Genomic DNA, 22,226 nt, shown 5'->3' with positions numbered 1-22,226 from the left:
GCAGGTTCAGAACGGCCGGCGGCGCTTCGCTGCGCACAACCGGTCCACCGCCGACAACAACGCTTCCGTCGCGACGGGCTTCTGTAAGTAGCCGTCGTAGTGAACGAAAGCCGGCGGGTGCGGATGGCCCGAGATCATCAGGAAGGGAATGTGTGCAAAGGCCGAGTTGGTCTTCATCGTCTGGCATAACAGCGCGCCGCCGAGCCCCGGCATCATCCAGTCGGACACCACGATATCCACGCTGTGCTCGCCCAATAATACAAGCGCGCCGTTACCGTCGAACGCGGACAGCACCGTGCAGTCCGGTGACTGCATGCACAAGGTCCAGGCTTCGAGGGTGGCGGGGTCGTCGTCGACGAGCAATACGGTTTTCATCTTGCTGGCGGCTTTGATGGGTATCCCGGTGATGGAAGAGCTGCGGAGTCAGACAGCACAGAGCGAACTTTGGTTGCACGCAAATTCTGTTGCGCTTGCTTACAGTACGGTTGTTTGCAGTGCTCATCCGCTGCTCGCGGAGTCCGCTTCGAGCCTGCTTTGGGTGGCAGCATTGCACGTGCCTTGAACACTGCCTAGCCCGCCGTCTGGCCCACTTATATAGCTTTTATCGAACGTATGCTAATGGGGTTTTGCCCATCCCGCATTTGCGGTAACAAGTGCCTGCGGCAAGCCTCTCTCCAAGCTATTTCATACCGATACGAACCGCCTCCCGCTGCCTCCCCGCTTCCCGGATTGCATCGATCAGGCTGTCCAGCGCAGGCGAGCGGACGCGGTCATGGCGGAGTATCAGGCCGATGGGTTCATCGGTGCTCGCGAAGGGCATGGGCAAGCGGGCAAGCAGCTTCAATTCGATGTCATGTTCCACCACGCTCGACGGGACGAACCATACCGCGTCGTTGTGCAATGCAAGAGCGCGCCCCAGCGACACCGACAAGGTTTCAATCAGCGAACTCAGCGCCTGTGCGCCGAACGCCGTCAACACGCTTTCGGCGGACTGGCGGATCAGTGTTCCAAACGGCGGCACGACTACCGGAAAACGGGCAAGCACCGACGCCGTGATATTGCTTTCGTACGCGAGTGGATGATCACGGCGCACGACGACCGTCAATGGCTCACGGTACAACTGCTCGAAGGTCATCCCCACCATGCCTTCAGGTTCGGACAGACGGCCGATGACCAGGTCGGTATCGGCAGATTTCAGGCGTTCGAGCAACTGTGAGTTCGACCCGGTCCATACTCGCACGGAGACATCCGGCCAATGCGCCCGAAACGCGGCAAGCGTGGGCGGCAGCAACGCAGGCGCGACGGTGGGCAGGACGCCTAGCGCGACCGTACCGGGCATCTCGATACCGTGCCGCGACAACTCATCCACGCCTTCCCGCAAAGCCCCTACGCAGGCTGCGGCGTGCGGCGCAAACAGTCGGCCCTCGCGCGTGGGCGCGGCGCCTCGGCGGCCCCGTTCGAACAGCCGGACGCCCAGAATGGATTCCAGCTCGCCAATCGTCTTCGATACCGCCGGTTGCGTGATCGAGAGGCTATCGGCGGCGCGTTGCACGCTGCCGAATTGCGTCACCGCCAGGAAACACTGCAGGTGCCGGAACTTGATCCGGCCGCTAGTCAGGTTGGCGAGCGGCGTGACGGGTTTACCCAGCTTGGTCGGCTTATTTAGCGCACCCGCCGGGACAGGTGCGCCGGGCAATGTGGGGTCGGTATCCATGACGATCAGTTATGTCTGAATGCATAAAACGTCATTTTCCATAACTTCACGGCTTCGATAAAGTGTTGATTCACATTTTAAAAATCCGAGACAGAAAAAAATGACTGCCCCCTCCCTCATCCTGACGCCGCGCGACTGGGATTCCCACCCGCCTTATTGCCATCCGGGCTACAAGTCCTCCGTGCTGCGTAGCCCGTCGCGCCCGCTGATCCCGCTGAAAGAGAACCTGAAGGACCGGCGCGTGCCCGTGTATGGCGCCGACGACCTCGGCAAACTCGATCATGACCTCACGCGCAACGCCGCAAAGAATGGCGAGCCGCTGGGCGAACGCATTATCGTGACGGGGCGCGTGCTCGACGAAAGCGGCCGGCCGGTGCGCAATACGCTGGTGGAGATCTGGCAGGCGAACGCCGCCGGGCGTTACGTTCACAAAGCCGATCAGCACGCGGCGCCGCTCGATCCGAACTTCTTGGGCGCGGGCCGTTGCCTGACCGATAACGAAGGACGGTATCGATTTCTCACGATCAAGCCGGGTGCTTACCCGTGGGGCAATCATTCGAACGCGTGGCGTCCCAATCACATCCACTTCTCGCTGTTCGGCGACTACTTCGGCTCGCGCCTTGTCACGCAGATGTATTTCCCCGGCGACCCGCTGCTCGATCTCGATCCGATCTTCCAGGGCACGCCGGAACGTGCGCGCAACCGGTTGATTTCGCGCTTTTCCATCGATACGACCGAGGAAGGGTATGCGCTCGGTTATGAGTTCGACATCGTGCTGCGCGGCGCGAACCAGACCCCGACGGAGGCTTGAACATGACCATCTACAAACAAACGCCGTCGCAAACAGTCGGACCGTATTTCGCTTATGGCCTGTGTCCCGAGCAATACAACTTCGACCTGAAGAGCTTGTTCACGCCGTCGATCGCGGATCGGGAATCGGCGGGAACGCACATCAGCATCGTGGGGCAAGTGTTCGACGGTGACGGGAAAGTAGTCGGCGACGCCGTGATCGAAATGACTCAGGCCGATTCCACCGGCCGCTATGTGAGCACGCTGGCCGAGACGCGCGAGTCGGGTTTTCGTGGTTTCGCACGGGTGGGCACGGGGACGGACCCGGCGTTGCGCTTTGTCGTGGACACGGTCAAACCGGGTAGTACGGGAAGTGATTCGGCGCCGCATATCGATGTGATCGTGTTGATGCGCGGCATGTTGCTGCACGCCTATACGCGCATTTATTTCGACGATGAAACCGCAGCCAATGCACGCGATGACGTCCTTGCACTCGTTCCTGCGGAGCGGCGCAGCACGCTGATCGCCCAACGCGAAGCGGGTACATCGAATACGATTTATCGCTTCGATATTCATTTGCAAGGACCCAAGGAAACGGTTTTCTTCGATCTTTGAGCCGTCGCTGGCAGCCAGGCAGAGCGTCCGGCGCGATGGTTTATGATGTCGGTCGCTCGAACTTGCCTGTGATTCCCCTATGAAAAACGCTCAGTCCGCCAGTCCGTTGTATCTCAAACTTTTCGCCGAAACCGCGCAGATCGAATGGTCTGAACTGCAGCGGTTTTTTGCGCGCGGCGTGTTGTTGAAAGTGGCTCGCGATATCGATCTGGTGAGTGTGGCCGAAGCCGTCGCCAGTGACGATGCGAAGCAGGTCGCCGAGTGGTTGTCGGCAGGATTGCTCGAGCGCGTCGAGCCTCCGGTGGCGGAGGATCTTGCTGCGCGGAATCCCGAACTGTGGGCTGTGGTGGTGTCGCCGTGGGTTTGTGTGCAGGAGCGTGGGTGAGGGTTCGCTGAGGCCCCTTCACCGCCCCGCCAACTTCCGCCAAAGCGTAGTCTTGCTGATGCCAAGCGCCCGGGCGACCTCCTCGCGATTTCCCCCGAACGAATCCAGCATCGCGCGGATCTCATCGGCTTCGACTTTGCGGCTGCGCTGCTTCAGCGTTTCCGGGCCCGAAGCGGTTTCGTCTTCCTGAAGTTCCGGCGCGATCGACTTCAGTAATTCAGGCGTGACTCGCATCCCCGGCATCTCGTCCAGCTCCACCGCAATCCGTTCAATCACGTTCTGCAATTCGCGCACGTTCCCGGGCCATCGGTACGCCGCCAGCAATGGCATGGCCGGTTCAAGCACCCCGTGCGCCGCATCGACCGACCCAACGCGCCCCGTCTGCCACAGCAACCGCGCGGCAAGCCCGGCAATATCGGATGACCGCTCCCGCAGCGGCGGCAAAGCAAGATTCAAGATATTCAGCCGATAATAAAGATCAGCCCGAAACTGCCCCGCCTTCACGCGCTCGCTCAGCCCGCGATGCGTCGCAGCGACCACGCGCACATCGACCTGCAGTGGTTCCGTCGAACCCAAACGCACCACTTCACGCTCCTGCAACACGCGCAGCAAACGGCTTTGCAAGGGCATCGGCATCTCGCCGATTTCATCGAGGAAAAGCGTGCCGCGATGCGCCGATTCAATCAGTCCCGCTTTCCCCCCACGTCGCGCGCCAGTGAACGCGCCTTCCTCGTAGCCGAACAATTCGCTTTCCAGCAAGGTCTCCGGGAACGCGCCGCAATTGAGGGCGACGAACGCGAATTCGCGTCGCGCGCTCTCGGTATGGATGCCTTGCGCAACCAGTTCCTTGCCCGTGCCGCTTTCGCCCCGGATAAGCACGGTGGCGTCCGTTCGCGCATAACGCCGGGCGCGCTGCCGCACTTGTTCTATCGCCTCGCTCGTCCCGCTCAGATCCTCAATCCGATACCGCGCCACCAGTTGCGGCGCACGTTGCCGCGCCCGCACGGAGCGGTCCATGCGCTGCAACGCCACCGACTCCTGGAAGGTGATGATGGAACCGGAAGCCGCCGACGTCGACGCATCGCCCCATGCATTCCGATGCACCACATAACTCGCCCCGCGTACCGTCTCCAGCGATTCACCCGGCTCCTTCGGCACCGCGCTGGCCACCTCCGGCGCGAGATCGGCCAACCGCTTGCCCACTGCTTGCGATGGCGCAAGCCGCAGCATGTCGGCCATCTTGCCGCTCAGCGCTTCTATGCGGCCATCGGCGGTCAGCGCGATCACGCCGTCACGCAGATGCTGCAGGACTTGATCCAGCCGTCGACGACGCTGCGTTTCCGCGAGCGTGGCACGTGCGACTTCCAGCGCGTTTTCGAAGGCGCCCTGAACCGACGCACGCGAGTATAAAAACACCGACTTCATGCCCGCCTTCTCGGCCAGTTCCGTCACGAGCCCCGGCCCCACAATGGCTTGCACACCCCGGTCGCGCAGATCGAGCACGCAGGCCTCCGCGTCTTCCGCCGACAGATACGAAGCGCATTCCACCGCAACACCAAAGGCCCGGAAGAACCGTTTGAGCTCGGACGGCGTCTCGCCGTGCATCACGAGACCGACCGAGTCGCCCTCACGACGCGCCCGCGCCAACGCATGCATCACGTCGAAGCCGGTCGGATTCACGAGTACGACCGGCACGCTGATCCGCGCCTTCAGGTAGCTCCCGTTCGATCCCGCCGAAACAACCACGTCTGGACGCGCATCGCCTGCGTTCTCGACCTCGTGCACTGCGTCCTCATACCCCAGCGGCACGATGCGCAGATCCGCAATGCCGTCGTACTCCGCCGCTATGTCGCGATACAGGTCGCGCAACTTGCTGATACCGACTGCCCAGATGCGTGGAGGAGGATTCATGACTTATGGCTGAACGAGGGATTGTGAAGTTTAACGCCATTTTTGCAATCCACGATTTCATTAATGAAATTTCGTGGTGCTGTGAAGAAGGTCTAATCTCTTAAAAATCAGAACCTTGGAATCTGGCAGGCAACTTGCGCTGTATCGACGGGTCAACGGAGACACATCTATGAGCTCAACTGCAACACTCAGCGCCGGCGCGAAATTTCGCGCCGCGGTCGCGGCTGAAAAGCCCCTTCAGCTTGTCGGCGCGATCAATGCGAATCACGCGCTGCTCGCCAAACGTGCCGGCTTCAAGGCGATCTACCTGTCGGGCGGCGGCGTGTCCGCGGGCTCGCTGGGCTTGCCCGACCTCGGCATTTCCACACTCGACGACGTCCTGACCGACGTTCGCCGCATCACCGATGTCTGCGATCTGCCACTGATGGTCGATGTCGATACGGGCTTCGGTCCGAGCGCCTTCAACATTGCACGCACGGTGAAGTCGCTGATCAAGGCGGGTGCGGGCGCGATGCATATCGAAGATCAGGTGGGCGCCAAGCGTTGTGGACATCGGCCGGGCAAGGCGATCGTCTCGCAGCAGGAAATGGCGGATCGCGTGAAGGCCGCAGTCGATGCCCGCACCGACGAGAATTTTGTCGTGATGGCACGCACGGATGCGCTGGCGGTGGAAGGTCTGGAAGCGGCGATTGAACGGGCACGTGCTTGCGTCGAAGCTGGCGCCGACATGATTTTCCCGGAAGCCATGACGGACCTGAAGATGTACAAGCAATTCGTCGATGCCGTGAAGGTGCCGGTCCTCGCGAACATTACGGAGTTCGGATCAACGCCGCTTTTCACCGTTGAAGAACTGCGCAGCGTGGATGTATCGATCGTGCTGTATCCGCTTTCAGCGTTCCGCGCGATGAACAAGGCCGCGGAGAACGTGTATCGCGCGATCCGCACCGACGGCACGCAAAGCAACGTGCTCGACACCATGCAGACGCGCGAGGAACTGTACGCGAGCATTGGTTATCACGAGTTCGAAGACAAGCTCGACGCCCTGTTCAATCAGGCGAAGTAACGCGTCAACCCTATCAGGAGAGAGACACAAATGAGCGATACGTTAGCGAAAGAAGCACCCGCCACCGGCGGCTTCAAACCGAAGAAATCGGTCGCACTGTCAGGCGTGACGGCGGGCAATACCGCGCTGTGCACCGTCGGCAAGACGGGCAATGACTTGCATTATCGCGGCTACGACATCCTCGATATTGCCGGGACGTCCGAGTTCGAGGAGATCGCGTATCTGCTCGTGCATGGCAAGCTGCCGACCGTCGCTGAACTCAAGACCTACAAGGCCAAGCTCAAGGGTTTGCGTGGCTTGCCCGCGAACCTGAAAGCCGCGCTGGAATGGATTCCCGCATCCGCTCACCCAATGGACGTGATGCGCACCGGCGTCTCCGTGCTTGGCACCGTGCTGCCCGAGAAGGAAGACCACAACATCTCCGGCGCCAAGGATATTGCCGACCGCCTGATGGCCTCGCTCGGCTCGATTCTGCTGTACTGGTACCACTATTCTCATAACGGCCGGCGCATTGAAACCGAGACCGATGACGATTCCATCGGCGGGCATTTCCTGCATTTGCTGCATGGTGTTCCGCCGTCGAAGTCATGGGTCGATGCGATGCACGCGTCGCTGATCTTGTACGCCGAGCATGAATTCAATGCATCGACGTTCACCTGTCGCGTGATTGCCGGCACGGGCTCGGACATGTACTCGGCCATTACCGGTGGCATTGGCGCGTTGCGTGGTCCGAAGCATGGCGGCGCGAATGAAGCCGCGTTCGATATCCAATCGCGTTATCAGACGCCCGACGAAGCGGAAGCCGATATCCGTCGTCGCGTGGAAGCGAAGGAAGTCGTAATCGGCTTCGGTCATCCGGTGTATACGATCTCCGATCCGCGCAACAAGGTGATCAAGGAAATCGCGAAAAAGCTTTCCAAGGAAGCCGGCGACACGAAGCTCTACGACATCGCCGAGCGCCTGGAAACAACGATGTGGGACGCAAAGAAGATGTTCCCGAACCTGGACTGGTTCAGCGCCGTTTCATATCACGCGATGGGCGTGCCCACGGCCATGTTCACGCCGTTGTTCGTGATCTCGCGGACCTCGGGCTGGAGCGCTCACATCATCGAACAGCGTATCGACAACAAGATCATTCGGCCGAGTGCAAATTACACGGGCCCGGACGACCTGAAGTTCGAGCCGTTGAACAAACGCAAATAAATTACGGAGACCTGTTAAACACATGAGCCATATTTCCAACGTCCGGCCCGAGCCGGATCGAGTATTAGTCGATATCGTCGACTACGTTCTCAACTTTCAAGTCGACAGCACGCTCGCGCTCGACACCGCGCGCAACTGCCTGATCGACACGCTCGGCTGCGGACTCGAAGCACTGACCTATCCTGCCTGCACCAAGCTGATGGGACCCATCGTGCCCGGCACGATTGTCCCCAACGGCGCCAAGGTGCCCGGCACCTCTTTCCAGCTCGACCCGGTTCAGGCAGCGTTCAACATTGGCGCGATGATCCGCTGGCTCGACTTCAACGACACATGGCTCGCTGCCGAATGGGGCCATCCGTCGGACAATCTCGGCGGCATCCTGGCAACGGCCGACTGGCTTTCGCGTAACGCGGTGGCTACCGGCAAGAAGCCTCTGTCGATGAAAGACGTCCTGATCGCGATGATCAAGGCGCACGAAATTCAAGGCTGTATCGCGCTGGAAAACTCGTTCAACAAGGTTGGGCTTGATCACGTTTTATTGGTGAAACTGGCATCCACTGCAGTGGTCGGTCAGATGATCGGCCTCACGCGCGATGAGTTGATCAATGCGGTATCGCTGGCTTTTGTGGATGGTCATTCGCTGCGCACGTATCGTCATGCGCCGAACACGGGCTCGCGCAAGTCGTGGGCCGCCGGCGATGCGACCTCGCGCGCCGTGCGTCTCGCGTTGATCGCGAAGACGGGCGAGATGGGATATCCATCGGTTCTGACCGCTAAAACATGGGGTTTTTACGACGTGCTCTTCAAGGGCAACGAGTTCAAATTCCAGCGTCCATACGGCTCGTACGTGATGGAGAACGTGCTGTTCAAGATCTCATTCCCGGCTGAATTCCACTCGCAAACGGCGGTGGAAGCGGCAATGACCTTGCACGCCAAGCTCGCGGAAACCCGCAAAAAAGTTGAAGACATCAAGAAGATCACGATCCGCACGCATGAAGCGGCGATTCGTATCATCGATAAAAAGGGTCCGCTCGATAACCCCGCCGACCGCGATCACTGCATTCAATACATGATCGCCGTGCCGTTGATCCATGGTCGCCTGACCGCTTCGGATTACGAGGACGGCATAGCGAAGGATCAACGTATCGACACCTTGCGCGCGAAGATGGAATGCGTGGAAGACCCGCAATTCACGAAGGATTATCACGATCCGGAGAAACGTTCGATCGCTAACGCGCTCACGGTCGAGTTTAACGACGGCTCGAAATTCGACGAGGTGGTCGTCGAATATCCGATTGGACACAAGCGTCGCCGGGAAGACGGCATCCCCCTTCTGGTCGAGAAGTTCAGGACCAACCTCGCACGGCGTTTCCCAGCCAAGCAGCAAGAGGCAATCCTCGCGGTATCGCTGGATCAGGCAACGCTCGAAGCAATGCCGGTCAATGAATATGTAGATTTGTACGTGATTTGAGCAAGGCAGGACGCGCTAGCCTGTCGTGAGAGAAGGCCGTTCCAACGCGAGTTGATGGAACGGCCTTCAATAAACGCTGCATGGCTCATTGCGTCGACGAATAAGCATTGCATGTTCTTCCGCATTCCTCAACACCCCCCATCAATGCACCCAGTCATTCCAAAGCACGACCAGGATCGTCATCAATGCCGGCCCGATAAACAGCCCCACCAGACCGAACGTTTCCGCTCCACCCAGAATCCCGAACAGCACCAGCAAAAACGGCAACCTCGCCGCGCCGCCGATCAGCACTGGCCGCACAGCGTGCTCGGCCACGAACACAACAATAAACCCGAACACCGCGACACAGACCGCCGCCACCATTGAGCCCTGAGCAAGCAGCCACAATGCCGCGCCAATGAAGACAATTGGTGCACAGAACGGCAACATCGCGGCGATGGCGGTCAGCATGCCGAGCAACGTGGCGTGCGGCACGCCAGTCACGACATAAGCCACGCCAAGCAGTGCACCCTCGCCCAGCCCCACCACCACCAGTCCGGTCACCGTGCTGCGAACCGAGTCGGCCATACGCCGCACGAGCGATGCGCCATCCGAACCGAACCCGCGCCTCGACGCTTCAAGCAACTGCTCCCCGAGTTTCGACCCCGCCTTGAACAGGAAAAACAGCGTAACGAGCATGAAGCCGAACACGACCAGCCCGTGCGCCACCCGACCGCCGAAGTGCCGCGTCATGGCAACCACCGTCGCACTATGAAAGTGCTTCACGGCCGGCGATGAACCCAGCGGCGTAGCAAGATTCTCCTGCCACCACGCCGATATCTGTTTCGACCCCGCAGGCAGATGGTTGACGAGATCAGGCATGGGAATACCCGTGCTCAGCGATTCATGGAACCAGCGCATCAAGTCACGGGCTTCGCTTCCCGCCTGCGCCGCGACCAGAATAAAGGGCACTACGAACACCAGCCCGATCACGACGGTCAATCCCACCGCAAGCCAAGTTCGGTGCTCCCTGAACATCGGCCGCTGTTCGAGCCAGGTCAGCAACGGCCATAACGCAATGGCGATGACCGTTGCCCACACCACAGCAGGAATGAAGTCGCGGATCATCCAGATCGCAACGGCGACGAGCACCGCGTACAGCAACCCCGACGCGGTTCGTTGCAGACGCCGCGTGCGGTCCTTTTCGTCCGCAGAGGTTTGATCGCGTGGAATCATATAAAACGCCCTTGTTATTTCTTCTTTGGGTGAAAGCCCGCAAACCGCTTCAAACCCTGTCTCACGGAGACTTCCAACTGAGTACCAACCCTGCATTGTAAGTCGGGCCGGTATCGGCCAGAATCAAGGCCGGAGCGCTTTCAACGGGCTTTCCGGATGTTGTTCTAATTTCACACTTGGCCATTTTCGTTTCCCTATAATCGGAACCCCCGTCCCGGCATCCGTTCAAGAGACATGCAGTGAAAGCCATTCAAACGATTGTGAACGCGTGCGCAACCACGGCCTTGCTCGCTGGCTGCGCTTCCGGTCTGAACCGGTCGAAGGAAGAAGCGCTCAACCAGAAGGTCGGCATCGTCGTCCATCCGGTGCGCGAGGGCGTGGAGCTGCGTCTTCAGGAATCGGCGCTATTCGACTTCGACGAAGCCTCGATGCGCCCCGAAAGCATCGCCGTGCTCAATCGTGCAGCCGTGCTCCTCAAGCGCAGCACGCGCCCGATCATGGTCGAAGGACACACGGACAACGTCGGCGCGTTCGACTACAACCAGGCGCTGTCCACGGCGCGTGCCAATGCCGTGGGCGATGCGCTAGTCGCACGCGGCGTTCCTGCTGCGCGCATCAAGACAAAAGGGATCGCATTCCTGGAACCGATCGCGACCAACGACACGCCCGAAGGGCGCGCGTTGAACCGGCGCGTGGAGATTATCGTGAAGACGGAAACTGAAGAAACGCTATTGGGGAGCTTCAAGACGAAATGACGCTTCGCGTCATTTCGCGGGCTGCACTTCCATCACCAATAGCTGGGCGCCATCGGTAACCTGATCGCCCACGCTGAACAAAATCTCGCCCACCGTGCCGCCCGCTGGCGCAACAATGGTGTGCTCCATTTTCATGGCTTCCATTACCAGCAGCGGCGCACCCTTCTCGACCACCGCGCCCGCCTCCACCAGCACCGCAATCACCTTGCCCGGCATCGGCGCCGTCAAGCGGCCCTCGCCATGCTCGGCATCGGCGGCATGCGCCAGCAGGTTCTGCCATTCGAACGCCAGCGACGCACCGGCGTAGAACACATGGAACACATCGCCGTCGATAAACACACGGCCCTTGATCCGCTTATCGTCGATCAGCACTACGAACGCATGTGGCTCATCCCCATGCGACCAGTCGAACGTGAGCGTTTCGCCGAGCAGTTCGAGTTGTTTGTTATCGGCACGGCCTGATGTTGAATCGCGTGTAAAGACGGCCAGGATTTCATCGTCCGAACCCGCGAGGCGCCAGTTCAACGCCTGCGTGTAGCCACCGCTCATCCGCCAGTGGGACAACGCATCCCACGGCGACACGCCATGCGCCTCGCCGCCTTCACGCGCGAGCAACGCAGCGCAAGCCAACGCGAGCGCGTGCGTTTTTGGCACTGTCGATGGCGCGAACAATGTATCGTGATGACGCTCGATCAGACCCGTATCGAGATCGGCCGCCGAGAAGGGAACGCTAACCACAATCCGATGCAGGAACTCGATATTCGTCGACGGCCCCACCACCTCGCATTGTTTCAATGCAAGCGCCATGCGCAGCAGCGCATCGTTACGATCGCGGCCATGCACAATCAGCTTGGCGATCATCGGATCGTAAAACGGGGTGATGGTATCGCCTTCACGCACGCCGCTATCAATGCGCACGTTGCCGTTCAACTGGAACTCGACCGCGTCAGGCAGACGCAAATGCTTCAGCGTTCCCGTCGACGGCAAGAATCCGCGCGATGGATTCTCCGCGTAGATACGCGCTTCGATCGCGTGACCGTTCACCTTCAACTGATCCTGCAACAACGGCAACGGTTCACCACTCGCCACGCGTAGTTGCCACTCGACCAAGTCGAGGCCCGTCACCATTTCAGTCACCGGATGTTCGACTTGTAGCCGCGTGTTCATCTCCATGAAATAGAACTGGCCGTCACCGGTCATGATGAACTCGACCGTGCCTGCCCCAACGTAATTCACCGCGCGCGCGGCCGCGACCGCGGCTTCGCCCATGGCTTTACGCACCTCATCCGAGAGGCCAGGAGCCGGTGCCTCTTCCAACACCTTTTGATGGCGGCGCTGCACCGAGCAATCGCGATCGAAAAGATACACGGCGTTGCCATGCTGATCTGCGAATACCTGGACCTCCACATGCCGCGGACGCTGCAAATATTTTTCGATCAGCACACGATCGTTGCCAAAACTGCTCGCGGCTTCACGCTTGCATGACAACAGCGCCGACGCAAAATCCGCGCTTTTCTCGACCACGCGCATGCCCTTGCCCCCGCCACCCGCGCTTGCTTTCAGCAGCACGGGGTAGCCGATTCCATCCGCTTCCTTTTGCAACAACGCGGGGTCCTGGCTGTCGCCGTGATACCCCGGCACCGATGGCACCGACGCCGATTGCATCAGCGCCTTGGCCGCCGCCTTCGATCCCATCGCGGAGATGGCCTCGACGGGCGGCCCTATGAACACTAGCCCAACCTTCTCGCAAGCCCGCGCAAAGTCCTCGTTCTCCGATAAGAACCCATACCCCGGATGCACGGCCTGCGCACCGGTTTCCAACGCAGCGTTGATGATCTTTTCGATCCGAAGATAACTCTCGGACGCAGCCGCGCCGCCTACGTGCACGGCTTCATCGCAGACGGCAACGTGCTTCGCCTGGGCGTCTGCGTCCGAATAGACCGCCACGCTGCCCACGCCTAATCGTTTGCAGGTTGCAGCCACCCGGCACGCAATCTCGCCGCGATTCGCAATCAGTATTTTGTTGAACATGACGAAGCCTGGTAGGAAGAGGTCAGCTTTGCAGGGGACGGGGACTAAGCGCTAAAGCGCCAAGTCCTGCCGTCCGCGAAGCATGGGGCAGCACTAAGCGCTAAAGCGCTAAGTGCTGCCGTCACATCCGGAACACGCCGAAACGCGTGTCCTCGATAGGCGCATTCATGGAAGCCGCCAACCCAAGCCCCAACACATCGCGCGTCTGCGCCGGGTCTATCACGCCGTCGTCCCACAGGCGTGCACTCGCGTAATACGGATGCCCCTGTATTTCGTACTGCTCGCGAATCGGCGACTTGAAGGCTTCTTCTTCTTCCTTCGACCACGTACCGCCCTTGCCCTCTATGCCATCGCGGCGCACGGTCGCGAGCACGGACGCGGCCTGCTCGCCACCCATCACGGAGATGCGCGCATTCGGCCACATCCAAAGGAAACGGGGTGAATAAGCGCGGCCGCACATGCCGTAATTTCCCGCGCCAAACGAGCCGCCGATAATCACCGTGAACTTCGGCACCTTCGCCGTTGCAACGGCCGTCACCATCTTTGCGCCATTACGCGCAATGCCTTCGTTTTCATACTTGCGCCCGACCATGAAGCCCGTGATGTTCTGCAGGAACACGAGCGGAATCTTGCGCTGGCAACACAGTTCAATGAAGTGGGCGCCCTTTAACGCCGACTCCGAAAACAGGATGCCGTTGTTCGCAATGATGCCGACCGGATGGCCCCAGATATGCGCAAAACCGCATACGAGCGTCGTGCCATAACGGGCCTTGAATTCATCGAAAGCGGAGTCGTCGACAATGCGCGCGATCACTTCGCGGATGTCGAACGGCTTGCGGGTGTCCGACGGAATCACGCCGTACAAGCTATGCGGATCATGACGCGGCGGCAGCGGTTCTTTAAGCGCCAGCGGCGAGACCTTCACGCGATTCAGATTGCCGACAATGCTGCGCGCAATTCCCAGCGCGTGGGCGTCGTTTTGGGCGAGGTGATCGACAACGCCTGACAAGCGCGTATGTACGTCACCACCGCCCAGATCCTCAGCGCTGACTTCTTCGCCTGTTGCAGCTTTCACCAGCGGCGGACCGCCCAGAAAAATCGTGCCCTGATTCTTCACGATGATCGATTCATCGCTCATTGCAGGCACATACGCACCGCCTGCGGTGCACGATCCCATCACCACGGCGATCTGCGAGATGCCCTTCGCCGACATGTTCGCCTGGTTATAAAAGATGCGGCCGAAGTGATCGCGATCGGGAAATACATCGTCCTGATTGGGGAGATTCGCCCCCCCGGAATCGACGAGATACACGCACGGCAAGCGGTTCTCTTCCGCAATCTCTTGCGCCCGAAGATGCTTCTTCACCGTCACCGGATAGTACGTGCCGCCCTTCACGGTTGCGTCGTTACAGACGATCACGCACTCTTGGCCCGCAATCCTGCCGATGCCCGTGATCACGCCGGCGCCGGGGGCGTCGTCGTTATACATGCCGTACGCGGCCAGTTGCGACAACTCGAGAAATGGCGTGCCCGGATCAAGCAATTGCGCGATGCGATCGCGCGGCAGCAGCTTGCCGCGCGACACGTGTTTGTCGCGAGCCGCTTGTCCGCCGCCTAGCGCGATCTTCGCGACCTTTTCCTTCAGATCGGCGACGAGCGCTTCGAGCGCCGCCGCGTTGGCGCGAAATTCGTCGCTGCGTGGATTCAGTTTCGATTCGATGATCGGCATAGATTTGTTCGCTCGCTCAAGCTGTTTCAGCGAACAGTTCGCGGCCGATCAACATGCGCCGAATTTCACTGGTGCCTGCACCGATTTCGTAGAGCTTAGCATCGCGCCACAGGCGGCCCACCGGATACTCGTTGATATAGCCGTTACCACCGAGAATCTGGATCGCTTCGCCAGCCATCCACGTCGCTTTTTCGGCCGTGTAAAGAATCACGCCCGCGCAATCCTTGCGGACCTGGCGGCCATGACCGGCACCGAGCGTATCGAGTTGACGTCCCACTGCGTAGAGATACGCGCGGCACGCCTGCAAGGTCGTATAAAGATCGGCGACCTTGCCTTGAATCAACTGGAATTCGCCGATCGCCTGACCGAACTGCTTGCGGTCGTGGATGTACGGCACGACCGCGTCCATGCACGCGACCATGATGCCCGTCGGGCCGCCCGCCAACACCGCGCGTTCATAGTCGAGGCCGCTCATCAGCACCTTCACGCCGCCGTTCAATGCCCCAAGGATATTTTCCTTGGGCACTTCCACGTTCTCGAACACGAGTTCGCCAGTATGCGAGCCGCGCATGCCGAGCTTGTCGAGCTTCTGCGCGACAGAAAACCCCTTCATGCCCTTCTCGACGATAAACGCCGTAATGCCCTTCGCGCCGGCTTCAATATCCGTCTTCGCGTACACCACGAGCGTGTCGCAATCCGGCCCGTTGGTGATCCACATCTTCGTGCCGTTGAGGACGTAGTGATCGCCTTTTTCATCGGCGCGCAGCTTCATGCTCACCACGTCCGATCCAGCGTTCGGCTCGCTCATTGCCAGCGCGCCAATATGCTCGCCCGAGACGAGCCCCGGCAGATATTTGCGCTTCTGCGCTTCTGTGCCGTTGCGATGAATCTGGTTCACGCACAAGTTGGAATGCGCGCCATACGACAAGCCCACCGACGCCGACGCCCGCGAAATCTCCTCCATCGCGACCATGTGCGCCGTGTAGCCCATGTTCGCGCCGCCGTACTCTTCCGACACCGTCATGCCGAGCACGCCCAGATCGCCGAATTTCTTCCAGAGGTCCATTGGGAACTGATCGGTTTTATCGATTTCAGCGGCGCGCGGCGCAATCTCCTTCGCGGCGAAATTGGCGAGCGAGTCGCGCAACATGTCGATGTCTTCGCCCAAGGCGAAATTCAGACCAGGTACGTCGTTCATGCGGGTCTCCTTCTTCGGTGTATCGGCTCGAGGTCGGCAGCGTGGTGCTTGCAGGATCAAATGATCGACCCAACTATGAGTCGCACTCACACTCAGTAATTTCCATGATGGACGGCAGTTTCACGCCGAAGACCACTTCCCGTCAATAGGGATTTGAGCTACGCTCACATCTGGTTCATCATCGCGTACGCCTTCTATGTCCTCTCCCCCTGTCATCGGAAATCGCCGCACGCCCGCCGGGGTCAAGTCGCAGCAGCGCGTGAAGGACATTCTTCAGGCCGGGCGTGAAGTCTTCGCCGAGAAAGGCTACGACGCCGCCACGAGCGCCGAAATCGCCCAGCGTGCCGGGATTTCAGAGGCAACCGTGTTCAGCTATTTCAGTGGCAAGCGGGAGTTGTGCGCGCGCGTGATCTCGGATTGGTATGACGAGATCATCGATGCATTCGAATCCGGATTGCCTCGCGACGGCAGCGTGCGCCAGCAGTTTGCGTTTATCGTCAGGACGCATTTGCGGCTGATGCTGGTGAACGGGACGGGGCTGTGTGCGCTGGTTTTATCGGAGGGGCGCTCGAAACATCATGACCTCAGCGACACGCTCACCGACCTTCAACGCCGCTATACCGCGCCGCTGATGAACGTGCTCGCTCATGGCCAGACAGTCGGCCAGGTGCGAGCCGACTTGCCGTTGCGGCTGATGCGCTCGCTGGTCTTCGGGCCAATGGAGCACGTGCTGTGGGACGCGGCGCTTGCGAAGCGGCATCTGAGTCAGGCTCAGATCGATACGACCGCCGATGAACTCATCGACGTGCTGTGGACCGCGCTACAGCCCCCCGCTGCCAGCCTGACTGCGCTTGCGCAGTTCAGACGGGACGTGGAAGAAGCATCGCGACGGTTCGAAGCAGCGGCGAGCCGGGAGAAGTGAAGTGGCGGAAACTCGCGGACGCGAGTACGGCCGACAGTTAGTTGCAAATCCACGTAAAAAAACCAATCATAAGCCCCGCCAATCCACGGGGCAGAAACCGGCAGACAGTTAGTTGCTATTTAATGAACCGCCGCGCTATCCGAGCGAGCCAGGGCACTGTCACGGGCCGCAAAAGGCGGACGTCGTAACCGCCCATGCGGCGCTCGTTTTCGGTCAGGCACAAATCGATCAGCGCCCTCGCCGATACCCCGCCGCCCACCGAATCACCCACATTCGCGGGAAAATTCATGTCCTGCGCGGCGCCGCTGGTGTCAATTCCGCGTGCCAGCGATATCCGGTCGCGAATCAGCGAGAACCAAACGCCGGCGGTCTTCATGAAGAACCAGGGCCGCCGGTACCACGGCAGGCTGCGCCGGTACCACGCCACCCAGTTCGCGAAGAACAGGATATGGCGCGCTTCTTCCTGAATCACCGGCTCGAAGGTTTCAACCAGTTCTTCGGGGAAATAACCCGACTGGCGCGCAGCTTCGAACAAACCGAAGGCGAAGAAACTATCGATGCATTCGCTGTAACCCGTGAGCATCCACGCGCGCAACGCGTCCTTCGGGGCGGGATACGGCGGTTCGGGCGAGAGTTCGATGCCATATGCCTGGACCAGCCGGGACAGTACGATCTTGTGACGCGCCTCCTCGGCGCCGTTCATGGTGACGGCTTCACGCAGCAGCGGGTCTTCGATACCGCGCGCATAGGTCGACACGCGAATCGACGCGCGGCCTTCGGTCTGCACCGCAATATCCCAGATAGGCAGCGACGTGACGCGTTTGAGCACGGCGGGCGCGAGCATCGGCCAGTCGATGACCGCGGGTTTGTAGGGGTTGTGAGTAGTGAGCAGCATCTCGCAGAACATGCGTTTATGTTGTGCGGAGCCAATCTTGATCTGGCCGGTGGATCGATACGTCCAGTGACGCATCGCGTAGTCGGCTTCGGCAGGCGTGAGCGTGTCGGACATGGCGTAACGGGAGAATTAATCGCGTTATGCAGATTTTGGCATAACGCGCGTGCTTCTGCCGCGTTGGCCCGCCGCAGCCGCCAGGCCGTATAGCGTCCTATAACGACGAAATCGCGACGAGATCACGGCGAAATCACGCTCACAGGCGTGATTGAAAACTCAATGCGAGATTTGTTCCAGCGCCAGGTCCCGCGTCTTCGGCCCCATCAGTCCAATAGCCAGCATCACCACCACCATCGCCCCGGCGATAAACATAAATACCCCGGTCGTGCCGAACGCCTTCAACACGCCCGCGATAAAGAACGACGTGAAAATGGCCGAAAAGCGGCTCCACGAATACACGAAGCCGACCGCGCGCGCCCGGATGCTGGTGGGGAAAAGCTCGGTCTGATACGCGTGGAAGCTATACGACATGATGTTGCTGGCGAGCGTGAGCCCTACGCCCATGCAGACCAAAAGGGCCGCGCCCGAGACCTGGCTGAAGACCAGCCCGCAGACCACGATCAAGCCCGCCATCACGACAATCACGCTCTTGCGCTCGAATTTATCGGCGATGAACAAGCCGATGATCGGCCCGACCGGCGCGGCAATTGCAATGATCGTCGAGTACATCAGGCTCGTCGTGATCGTGATGCCCTGATGAATCAGGAGGGTCGGCACCCAGTTGGCGAAGCCGTAGAAACCGACCGTCTGGAAGACGTTGAAGATGATCATCATGGTCGCGCGTTTGCCGTACGGCGCGACCCACATGTCGCGGAAGCTTCCGCGCGTGCTGACGGGTTCCGGCGCGGCGGGCGGCGGCAACGGCCGCCCATATTCTTTCTCGACCTTCGCTTCCAGCGCCGTCATCACCGCGTCCGCTTCCGCGAGGCGCCCTTTTTGCGCCAGCCAGCGCGGGCTCTCAGGCAACGCGCGCCGGATGAACCACACGAACAGCGCGCCATGTGCACCGATCAATACGACCCAGCGCCAGCCATCGAAACCGAAGGGCTTGTTCGGCACCAGCGCGTACGAGAGGAATGCGACCACCGGCACGGCTGCGAAACCCACCGCTTGCTCGCACGCGAAGGCGCGGCCTCGAATGTGTTTGGGCACCAGTTCGGAGATGTACGTGCCGATCGTCACCAGTTCCACGCCAATGCCCAACCCCGCCATGAAGCGCCAGAAGTTGAGGCCGCCGGCTGTGTCCTGGAAAGCCATGATCACGTTCGCGGCCGTGTACCAGAGCAGCGAGTAAGTGAAGATCGCGCGGCGCCCGAAACGATCGGCGAGAAAACCGCAAGCAATCGTGCCGATGAACAAGCCAAGGAACAGCGACGCGATAAAACTCGCGACGCCCGTCATGCCGAACAGGCCGACGGTGGTAGACGTGAGAATGCCGCTCCTGACCAGCCCCGGCGCAACGTAGCCGGAGTACAGCAAATCGTAGAGTTCGAAGAAGAACCCGAGGCTCAGCAAGACGACGAGTACCCACATCGAGCGGGTCGCAGGCAGGCGATCGAGCCGTGCGGAGATCGTGCCCGCGCTTAATACGTCCGATGCCGCGTCCGATGCATGGTCGTGATCAGATCGGGAAAGCGCTGGGTCCTGAGCGGTTGTCATCGATTTATGTCTCCTTGTCGGGGCCTGTTTTCCCGCCAGTAACGCGCCATTTTGTCGAGCGCCCGGGCAGCTTGCCCGGCGCGCATTTTAACGGCGTATCTGCAAATTTGTTGCAGACATCGGAACATTCTTCCCGATCATCATTGACAATGATTCTTATTTACAATAAATTCATCAAGCTTACAGTCGTGTTACCGAAGCTAACAATCATAACCATCACTTAACTTAACCAACACACAGTCCGCACATCGATGCGTGCTGCCAGCCAGGTGCTCTCAGTCACCCAGCCAGCTTACGGGCTTGTTTGATCGGGAGAACTCACGTGCATCACATTCATCTGGCGCGACGTCCGCTGTCCGCCATGCTGGCCGGCATCTTCGGGGTTGCCGGACTCTGGACCACCGAAGTCCGCGCAGCAGCCGACACACCCGTCGTGCCGCCTCAGGACAGCGCTGCGCAACACGCGGAACCACGCACCACCTCCAACCTGCTGGACCCCATCACCGTCACGGCCACGCGCACCGCCACCGCCGCGAGCCATACGGCGGCCAGCGTCTCGGTCATCACGGCCGAGGACCTGGAAGAGCAGCAAGCAGAAAACATCAAGGACGCGCTTCGATACGAACCCGGCGTCACCGTACGCCGAGCGCCGTACCGGCCGTCGTCAGCCGCGATGGGAGGCGGCCGCGACGGCGACTCGAGCATCAATATTCGCGGCCTCGAAGGGAACCGCATCCTGTTGATGGAAGACGGTATCCGCTTGCCCAACTCGTTCTCGTTCGGACCACTTGAAGCGGGACGCGGCGACTATGCGGACCTCGGCACGCTGAAGCGCATCGAGGTCTTGCGCGGACCGGCCTCGGCGCTGTACGGCAGCGACGGACTCACCGGCGCGGTCAACTTCATCACGAAGGACCCGCAGGACCTCCTCGATATCTATGGCAAGAAGACGTATTTCTCGCTGCGCCCGAGCTATGACTCCACGGATCGCAGTTTTGGCGCGACGGTGCAGGCCGCCGGCGGCAACGACATGATCCAGGGCATGGTGATAGCCGACGGCCGGCGCGGCCACGAACTCGACAACAAAGGCTCGAACGATTCGTCCGGCACAAACCGCACGACACCGAACCCGCAGGACACGTACTCCGAGACGCTGTTGGGCAAGCTCGTTGTGAAACCAACCGCGCACGACACGTTCAAGTTCACTGCCGAAACGGTGCGTCAGCGCATCGATACGAATGTGCTTTCCGCGATCAATCCGCCCACCACGTTGGGGTTGACGGGTAACGACCGGCTGGAACGCAATCGCTACAGCCTCGATTACGACTTCAGCAATGAAGCCGCGCGTTTCTTCCAGACCGCGCACGTGCAGGTTTATTACCAGGATTCGTCACAGGATCAGTACTCGTACGAAACGCGCGGTTCGCAACCCTCGCGCACCCGCGACAGCAGTTATGGCGAGCGCATGATCGGCGGATCGGCGTTTGCGGAAAGCACCTTCCACACCGGCATCCTGACGCACAAGCTGCTCTATGGCGGCGACGGCAGCATCGATCACATCACGAACCTGCGCAACGGCACGATCCCGGGGACCGGTGAATCGCCATTCCCGAACAAGGCATTCCCGGACACCGACTACACGCTGCTCGGGGCCTTCGTACAGGATCAGATCAGCTACGGCAAGCTGACCGTCACGCCCGGCCTGCGCTTCGATACATACAGGCTGAGTGCGAAGACCGGTGATCCGCAGTACACCGGCACGCCGGTTTCATCGAGCGATAACGCGCTCTCGCCGCGCCTGGCGGTGCTGTACGAGATATCGCCCGCCTTGATTCCCTATACGCAATATGCGCACGGATTCCGCGCGCCATCGCCGGATCAGGTGAACAACAGCTTTGCTAACCCGCTTTACGGCTATACGTCGATTGGCAATCCTAATCTTAAGCCGGAGACCAGCGACACCATAGAAGCCGGTTTGCGCGGCAAGCTTGGCACGGGCCTTGGTCCGCTGACTTATAGCGCGGCGGCATTTGCCGGACGGTATCGGGACTTTATTTCACAGCAGACAGTGGGCGGCACCGGACGTCCCACCGATCCGCTCGTGTTCCAGTACGTCAACTATTCGAAGGCTTATATCCACGGCTTCGAAGGACGTGCGGAATGGTTCCTTCCGGCCGGCTTTTCATTGAAGACGGCGATGGCGTTCACAAAAGGCAGCGTCGACAACAACGGCAGCGCCAGCCAGCCGCTCGACACGATCAATCCGTTCTCGGCCGTGTTCGGCGTGCGTTACGAGCCTAGCGAACGCTGGTTCGCGCAAGCCGACCTGCTGTTCCAGGCTGCGAAGAAATCCAGCGATATCACGCCCAAGAGCTGCACCTCGGCGACCTGCTTTGCGCCGCCCTCGTCGTTTGTCGTCGATCTACGCGGCGGGTATCGCTTCAACAAGCACGTCGTCGCGTATCTCGGCGTGTTCAATCTCTTCGATCGCAAATACTGGAACTGGTCGGACGTGCGCGGCATTGCCGATTCATCGCCGATCAAGGACGCGTACACCGCGCCCGGAAGAAACGTCTCGGTCAGCATGAAGGTTGATTTCTGATGCTGACTATTT

At 60.2% G+C, this 22,226-nt stretch carries 18 protein-coding genes; 9 read left to right on the top strand and 9 right to left on the bottom strand.

The window, feature by feature from the left end; all coding sequences use genetic code 11:
- Nucleotides 1-6: 6 nt before the first annotated feature.
- Both ACSQ36_RS21420 and pcaQ read right to left on the bottom strand, forming a co-directional pair.
- Complete coding sequence (locus tag ACSQ36_RS21420; RefSeq protein ID WP_213764455.1) at nucleotides 7-375, bottom strand: response regulator; 369 nt, start codon at nucleotides 373-375, stop codon at nucleotides 7-9.
- Nucleotides 376-679: 304 nt separating this feature from the next.
- Entirely contained in the window at nucleotides 680-1,714 is a 1,035-nt protein-coding gene (pcaQ, locus tag ACSQ36_RS21415; protein WP_436183484.1) for a pca operon transcription factor PcaQ, read from the bottom strand.
- Nucleotides 1,715-1,814: 100 nt separating this feature from the next.
- Between pcaQ and pcaH the strand changes: the two genes are divergently transcribed.
- The 3 genes from pcaH to ACSQ36_RS21400 all read left to right on the top strand — a co-directional run bounded on the left by pcaH (nucleotide 1,815) and on the right by ACSQ36_RS21400 (nucleotide 3,503).
- Nucleotides 1,815-2,525: a protocatechuate 3,4-dioxygenase subunit beta gene (gene pcaH / locus ACSQ36_RS21410; RefSeq protein WP_213764453.1), complete on the top strand. Its 711-nt coding sequence runs from the start codon at nucleotides 1,815-1,817 to the stop codon at nucleotides 2,523-2,525.
- 2 nt (nucleotides 2,526-2,527) lie between these two features.
- The gene (pcaG, locus tag ACSQ36_RS21405) at nucleotides 2,528-3,118 is read left to right on the top strand and encodes a protocatechuate 3,4-dioxygenase subunit alpha (protein ID WP_436183483.1); all 591 of its coding nucleotides are present in this window, start codon (nucleotides 2,528-2,530) and stop codon (nucleotides 3,116-3,118) included.
- Nucleotides 3,119-3,197: 79 nt separating this feature from the next.
- On the top strand, nucleotides 3,198-3,503 hold the full coding sequence (locus tag ACSQ36_RS21400) for a DUF2288 domain-containing protein (protein ID WP_436183482.1): 306 nt from the start codon (nucleotides 3,198-3,200) through the stop codon (nucleotides 3,501-3,503).
- Nucleotides 3,504-3,521: 18 nt separating this feature from the next.
- On the opposite strand, the gene prpR is transcribed toward ACSQ36_RS21400, so the two are convergent.
- A complete protein-coding gene (gene prpR / locus ACSQ36_RS21395; RefSeq protein ID WP_436183481.1) occupies nucleotides 3,522-5,414 on the bottom strand; it encodes a propionate catabolism operon regulatory protein PrpR in 1,893 nt (630 codons plus the stop codon).
- A 169-nt stretch (nucleotides 5,415-5,583) separates the two neighbouring features.
- Between prpR and prpB the strand changes: the two genes are divergently transcribed.
- From prpB to ACSQ36_RS21380, 3 genes are read left to right on the top strand one after another with little or no spacing between them, the layout of a single operon-like run.
- Complete coding sequence (prpB, locus tag ACSQ36_RS21390; protein WP_436183480.1) at nucleotides 5,584-6,477, top strand: methylisocitrate lyase; 894 nt, start codon at nucleotides 5,584-5,586, stop codon at nucleotides 6,475-6,477.
- Between the two features lie 30 nt (nucleotides 6,478-6,507).
- A complete protein-coding gene (gene prpC, locus ACSQ36_RS21385; RefSeq protein WP_213764448.1) occupies nucleotides 6,508-7,680 on the top strand; it encodes a bifunctional 2-methylcitrate synthase/citrate synthase in 1,173 nt (390 codons plus the stop codon).
- Nucleotides 7,681-7,702: 22 nt separating this feature from the next.
- Complete coding sequence (locus tag ACSQ36_RS21380) at nucleotides 7,703-9,151, top strand: bifunctional 2-methylcitrate dehydratase/aconitate hydratase (protein WP_213764447.1); 1,449 nt, start codon at nucleotides 7,703-7,705, stop codon at nucleotides 9,149-9,151.
- Between the two features lie 141 nt (nucleotides 9,152-9,292).
- Here ACSQ36_RS21380 and ACSQ36_RS21375 read toward each other — a convergent pair whose 3' ends face one another.
- Entirely contained in the window at nucleotides 9,293-10,366 is a 1,074-nt protein-coding gene (locus tag ACSQ36_RS21375) for an AI-2E family transporter (protein WP_213764446.1), read from the bottom strand.
- Between the two features lie 239 nt (nucleotides 10,367-10,605).
- On the opposite strand from ACSQ36_RS21375, the gene ACSQ36_RS21370 reads away from it, so the two are divergent.
- On the top strand, nucleotides 10,606-11,121 hold the full coding sequence (locus ACSQ36_RS21370; RefSeq protein ID WP_436183479.1) for an OmpA family protein: 516 nt from the start codon (nucleotides 10,606-10,608) through the stop codon (nucleotides 11,119-11,121).
- 9 nt (nucleotides 11,122-11,130) lie between these two features.
- On the opposite strand, the gene ACSQ36_RS21365 is transcribed toward ACSQ36_RS21370, so the two are convergent.
- From ACSQ36_RS21365 to ACSQ36_RS21355, 3 genes are all read right to left on the bottom strand, one after another.
- Complete coding sequence (locus tag ACSQ36_RS21365; protein ID WP_436183478.1) at nucleotides 11,131-13,152, bottom strand: acetyl/propionyl/methylcrotonyl-CoA carboxylase subunit alpha; 2,022 nt, start codon at nucleotides 13,150-13,152, stop codon at nucleotides 11,131-11,133.
- A 121-nt stretch (nucleotides 13,153-13,273) separates the two neighbouring features.
- Entirely contained in the window at nucleotides 13,274-14,881 is a 1,608-nt protein-coding gene (locus ACSQ36_RS21360; RefSeq protein WP_436183477.1) for a carboxyl transferase domain-containing protein, read from the bottom strand.
- Between the two features lie 16 nt (nucleotides 14,882-14,897).
- The gene (locus tag ACSQ36_RS21355) at nucleotides 14,898-16,079 is read right to left on the bottom strand and encodes an isovaleryl-CoA dehydrogenase (RefSeq protein WP_436183476.1); all 1,182 of its coding nucleotides are present in this window, start codon (nucleotides 16,077-16,079) and stop codon (nucleotides 14,898-14,900) included.
- Nucleotides 16,080-16,275: 196 nt separating this feature from the next.
- On the opposite strand from ACSQ36_RS21355, the gene ACSQ36_RS21350 reads away from it, so the two are divergent.
- The gene (locus tag ACSQ36_RS21350; RefSeq protein ID WP_436183475.1) at nucleotides 16,276-17,001 is read left to right on the top strand and encodes a TetR/AcrR family transcriptional regulator; all 726 of its coding nucleotides are present in this window, start codon (nucleotides 16,276-16,278) and stop codon (nucleotides 16,999-17,001) included.
- A 115-nt stretch (nucleotides 17,002-17,116) separates the two neighbouring features.
- On the opposite strand, the gene ACSQ36_RS21345 is transcribed toward ACSQ36_RS21350, so the two are convergent.
- Nucleotides 17,117-18,010 (bottom strand): ferritin-like domain-containing protein, encoded by an 894-nt coding sequence (locus ACSQ36_RS21345; protein WP_436183474.1) that lies wholly within the window; start codon nucleotides 18,008-18,010, stop codon nucleotides 17,117-17,119.
- Nucleotides 18,011-18,169: 159 nt separating this feature from the next.
- On the bottom strand, nucleotides 18,170-19,612 hold the full coding sequence (locus tag ACSQ36_RS21340; protein ID WP_436183473.1) for an MFS transporter: 1,443 nt from the start codon (nucleotides 19,610-19,612) through the stop codon (nucleotides 18,170-18,172).
- Between the two features lie 337 nt (nucleotides 19,613-19,949).
- Here ACSQ36_RS21340 and ACSQ36_RS21335 point away from each other — a divergent pair, with 337 nt between their 5' ends.
- A complete protein-coding gene (locus ACSQ36_RS21335) occupies nucleotides 19,950-22,214 on the top strand; it encodes a TonB-dependent hemoglobin/transferrin/lactoferrin family receptor (RefSeq protein ID WP_436184908.1) in 2,265 nt (754 codons plus the stop codon).
- Nucleotides 22,215-22,226: the final 12 nt, after the last annotated feature.

Source organism: Caballeronia sp. LjRoot34 (assembly GCF_964253815.1).
In the GTDB taxonomy this organism is placed as follows: Bacteria; Pseudomonadota; Gammaproteobacteria; order Burkholderiales; family Burkholderiaceae; genus Caballeronia.
Note: the sequence above shows the minus strand (reverse complement) of the source record. Positions and strands in the feature narration are given on the sequence as shown.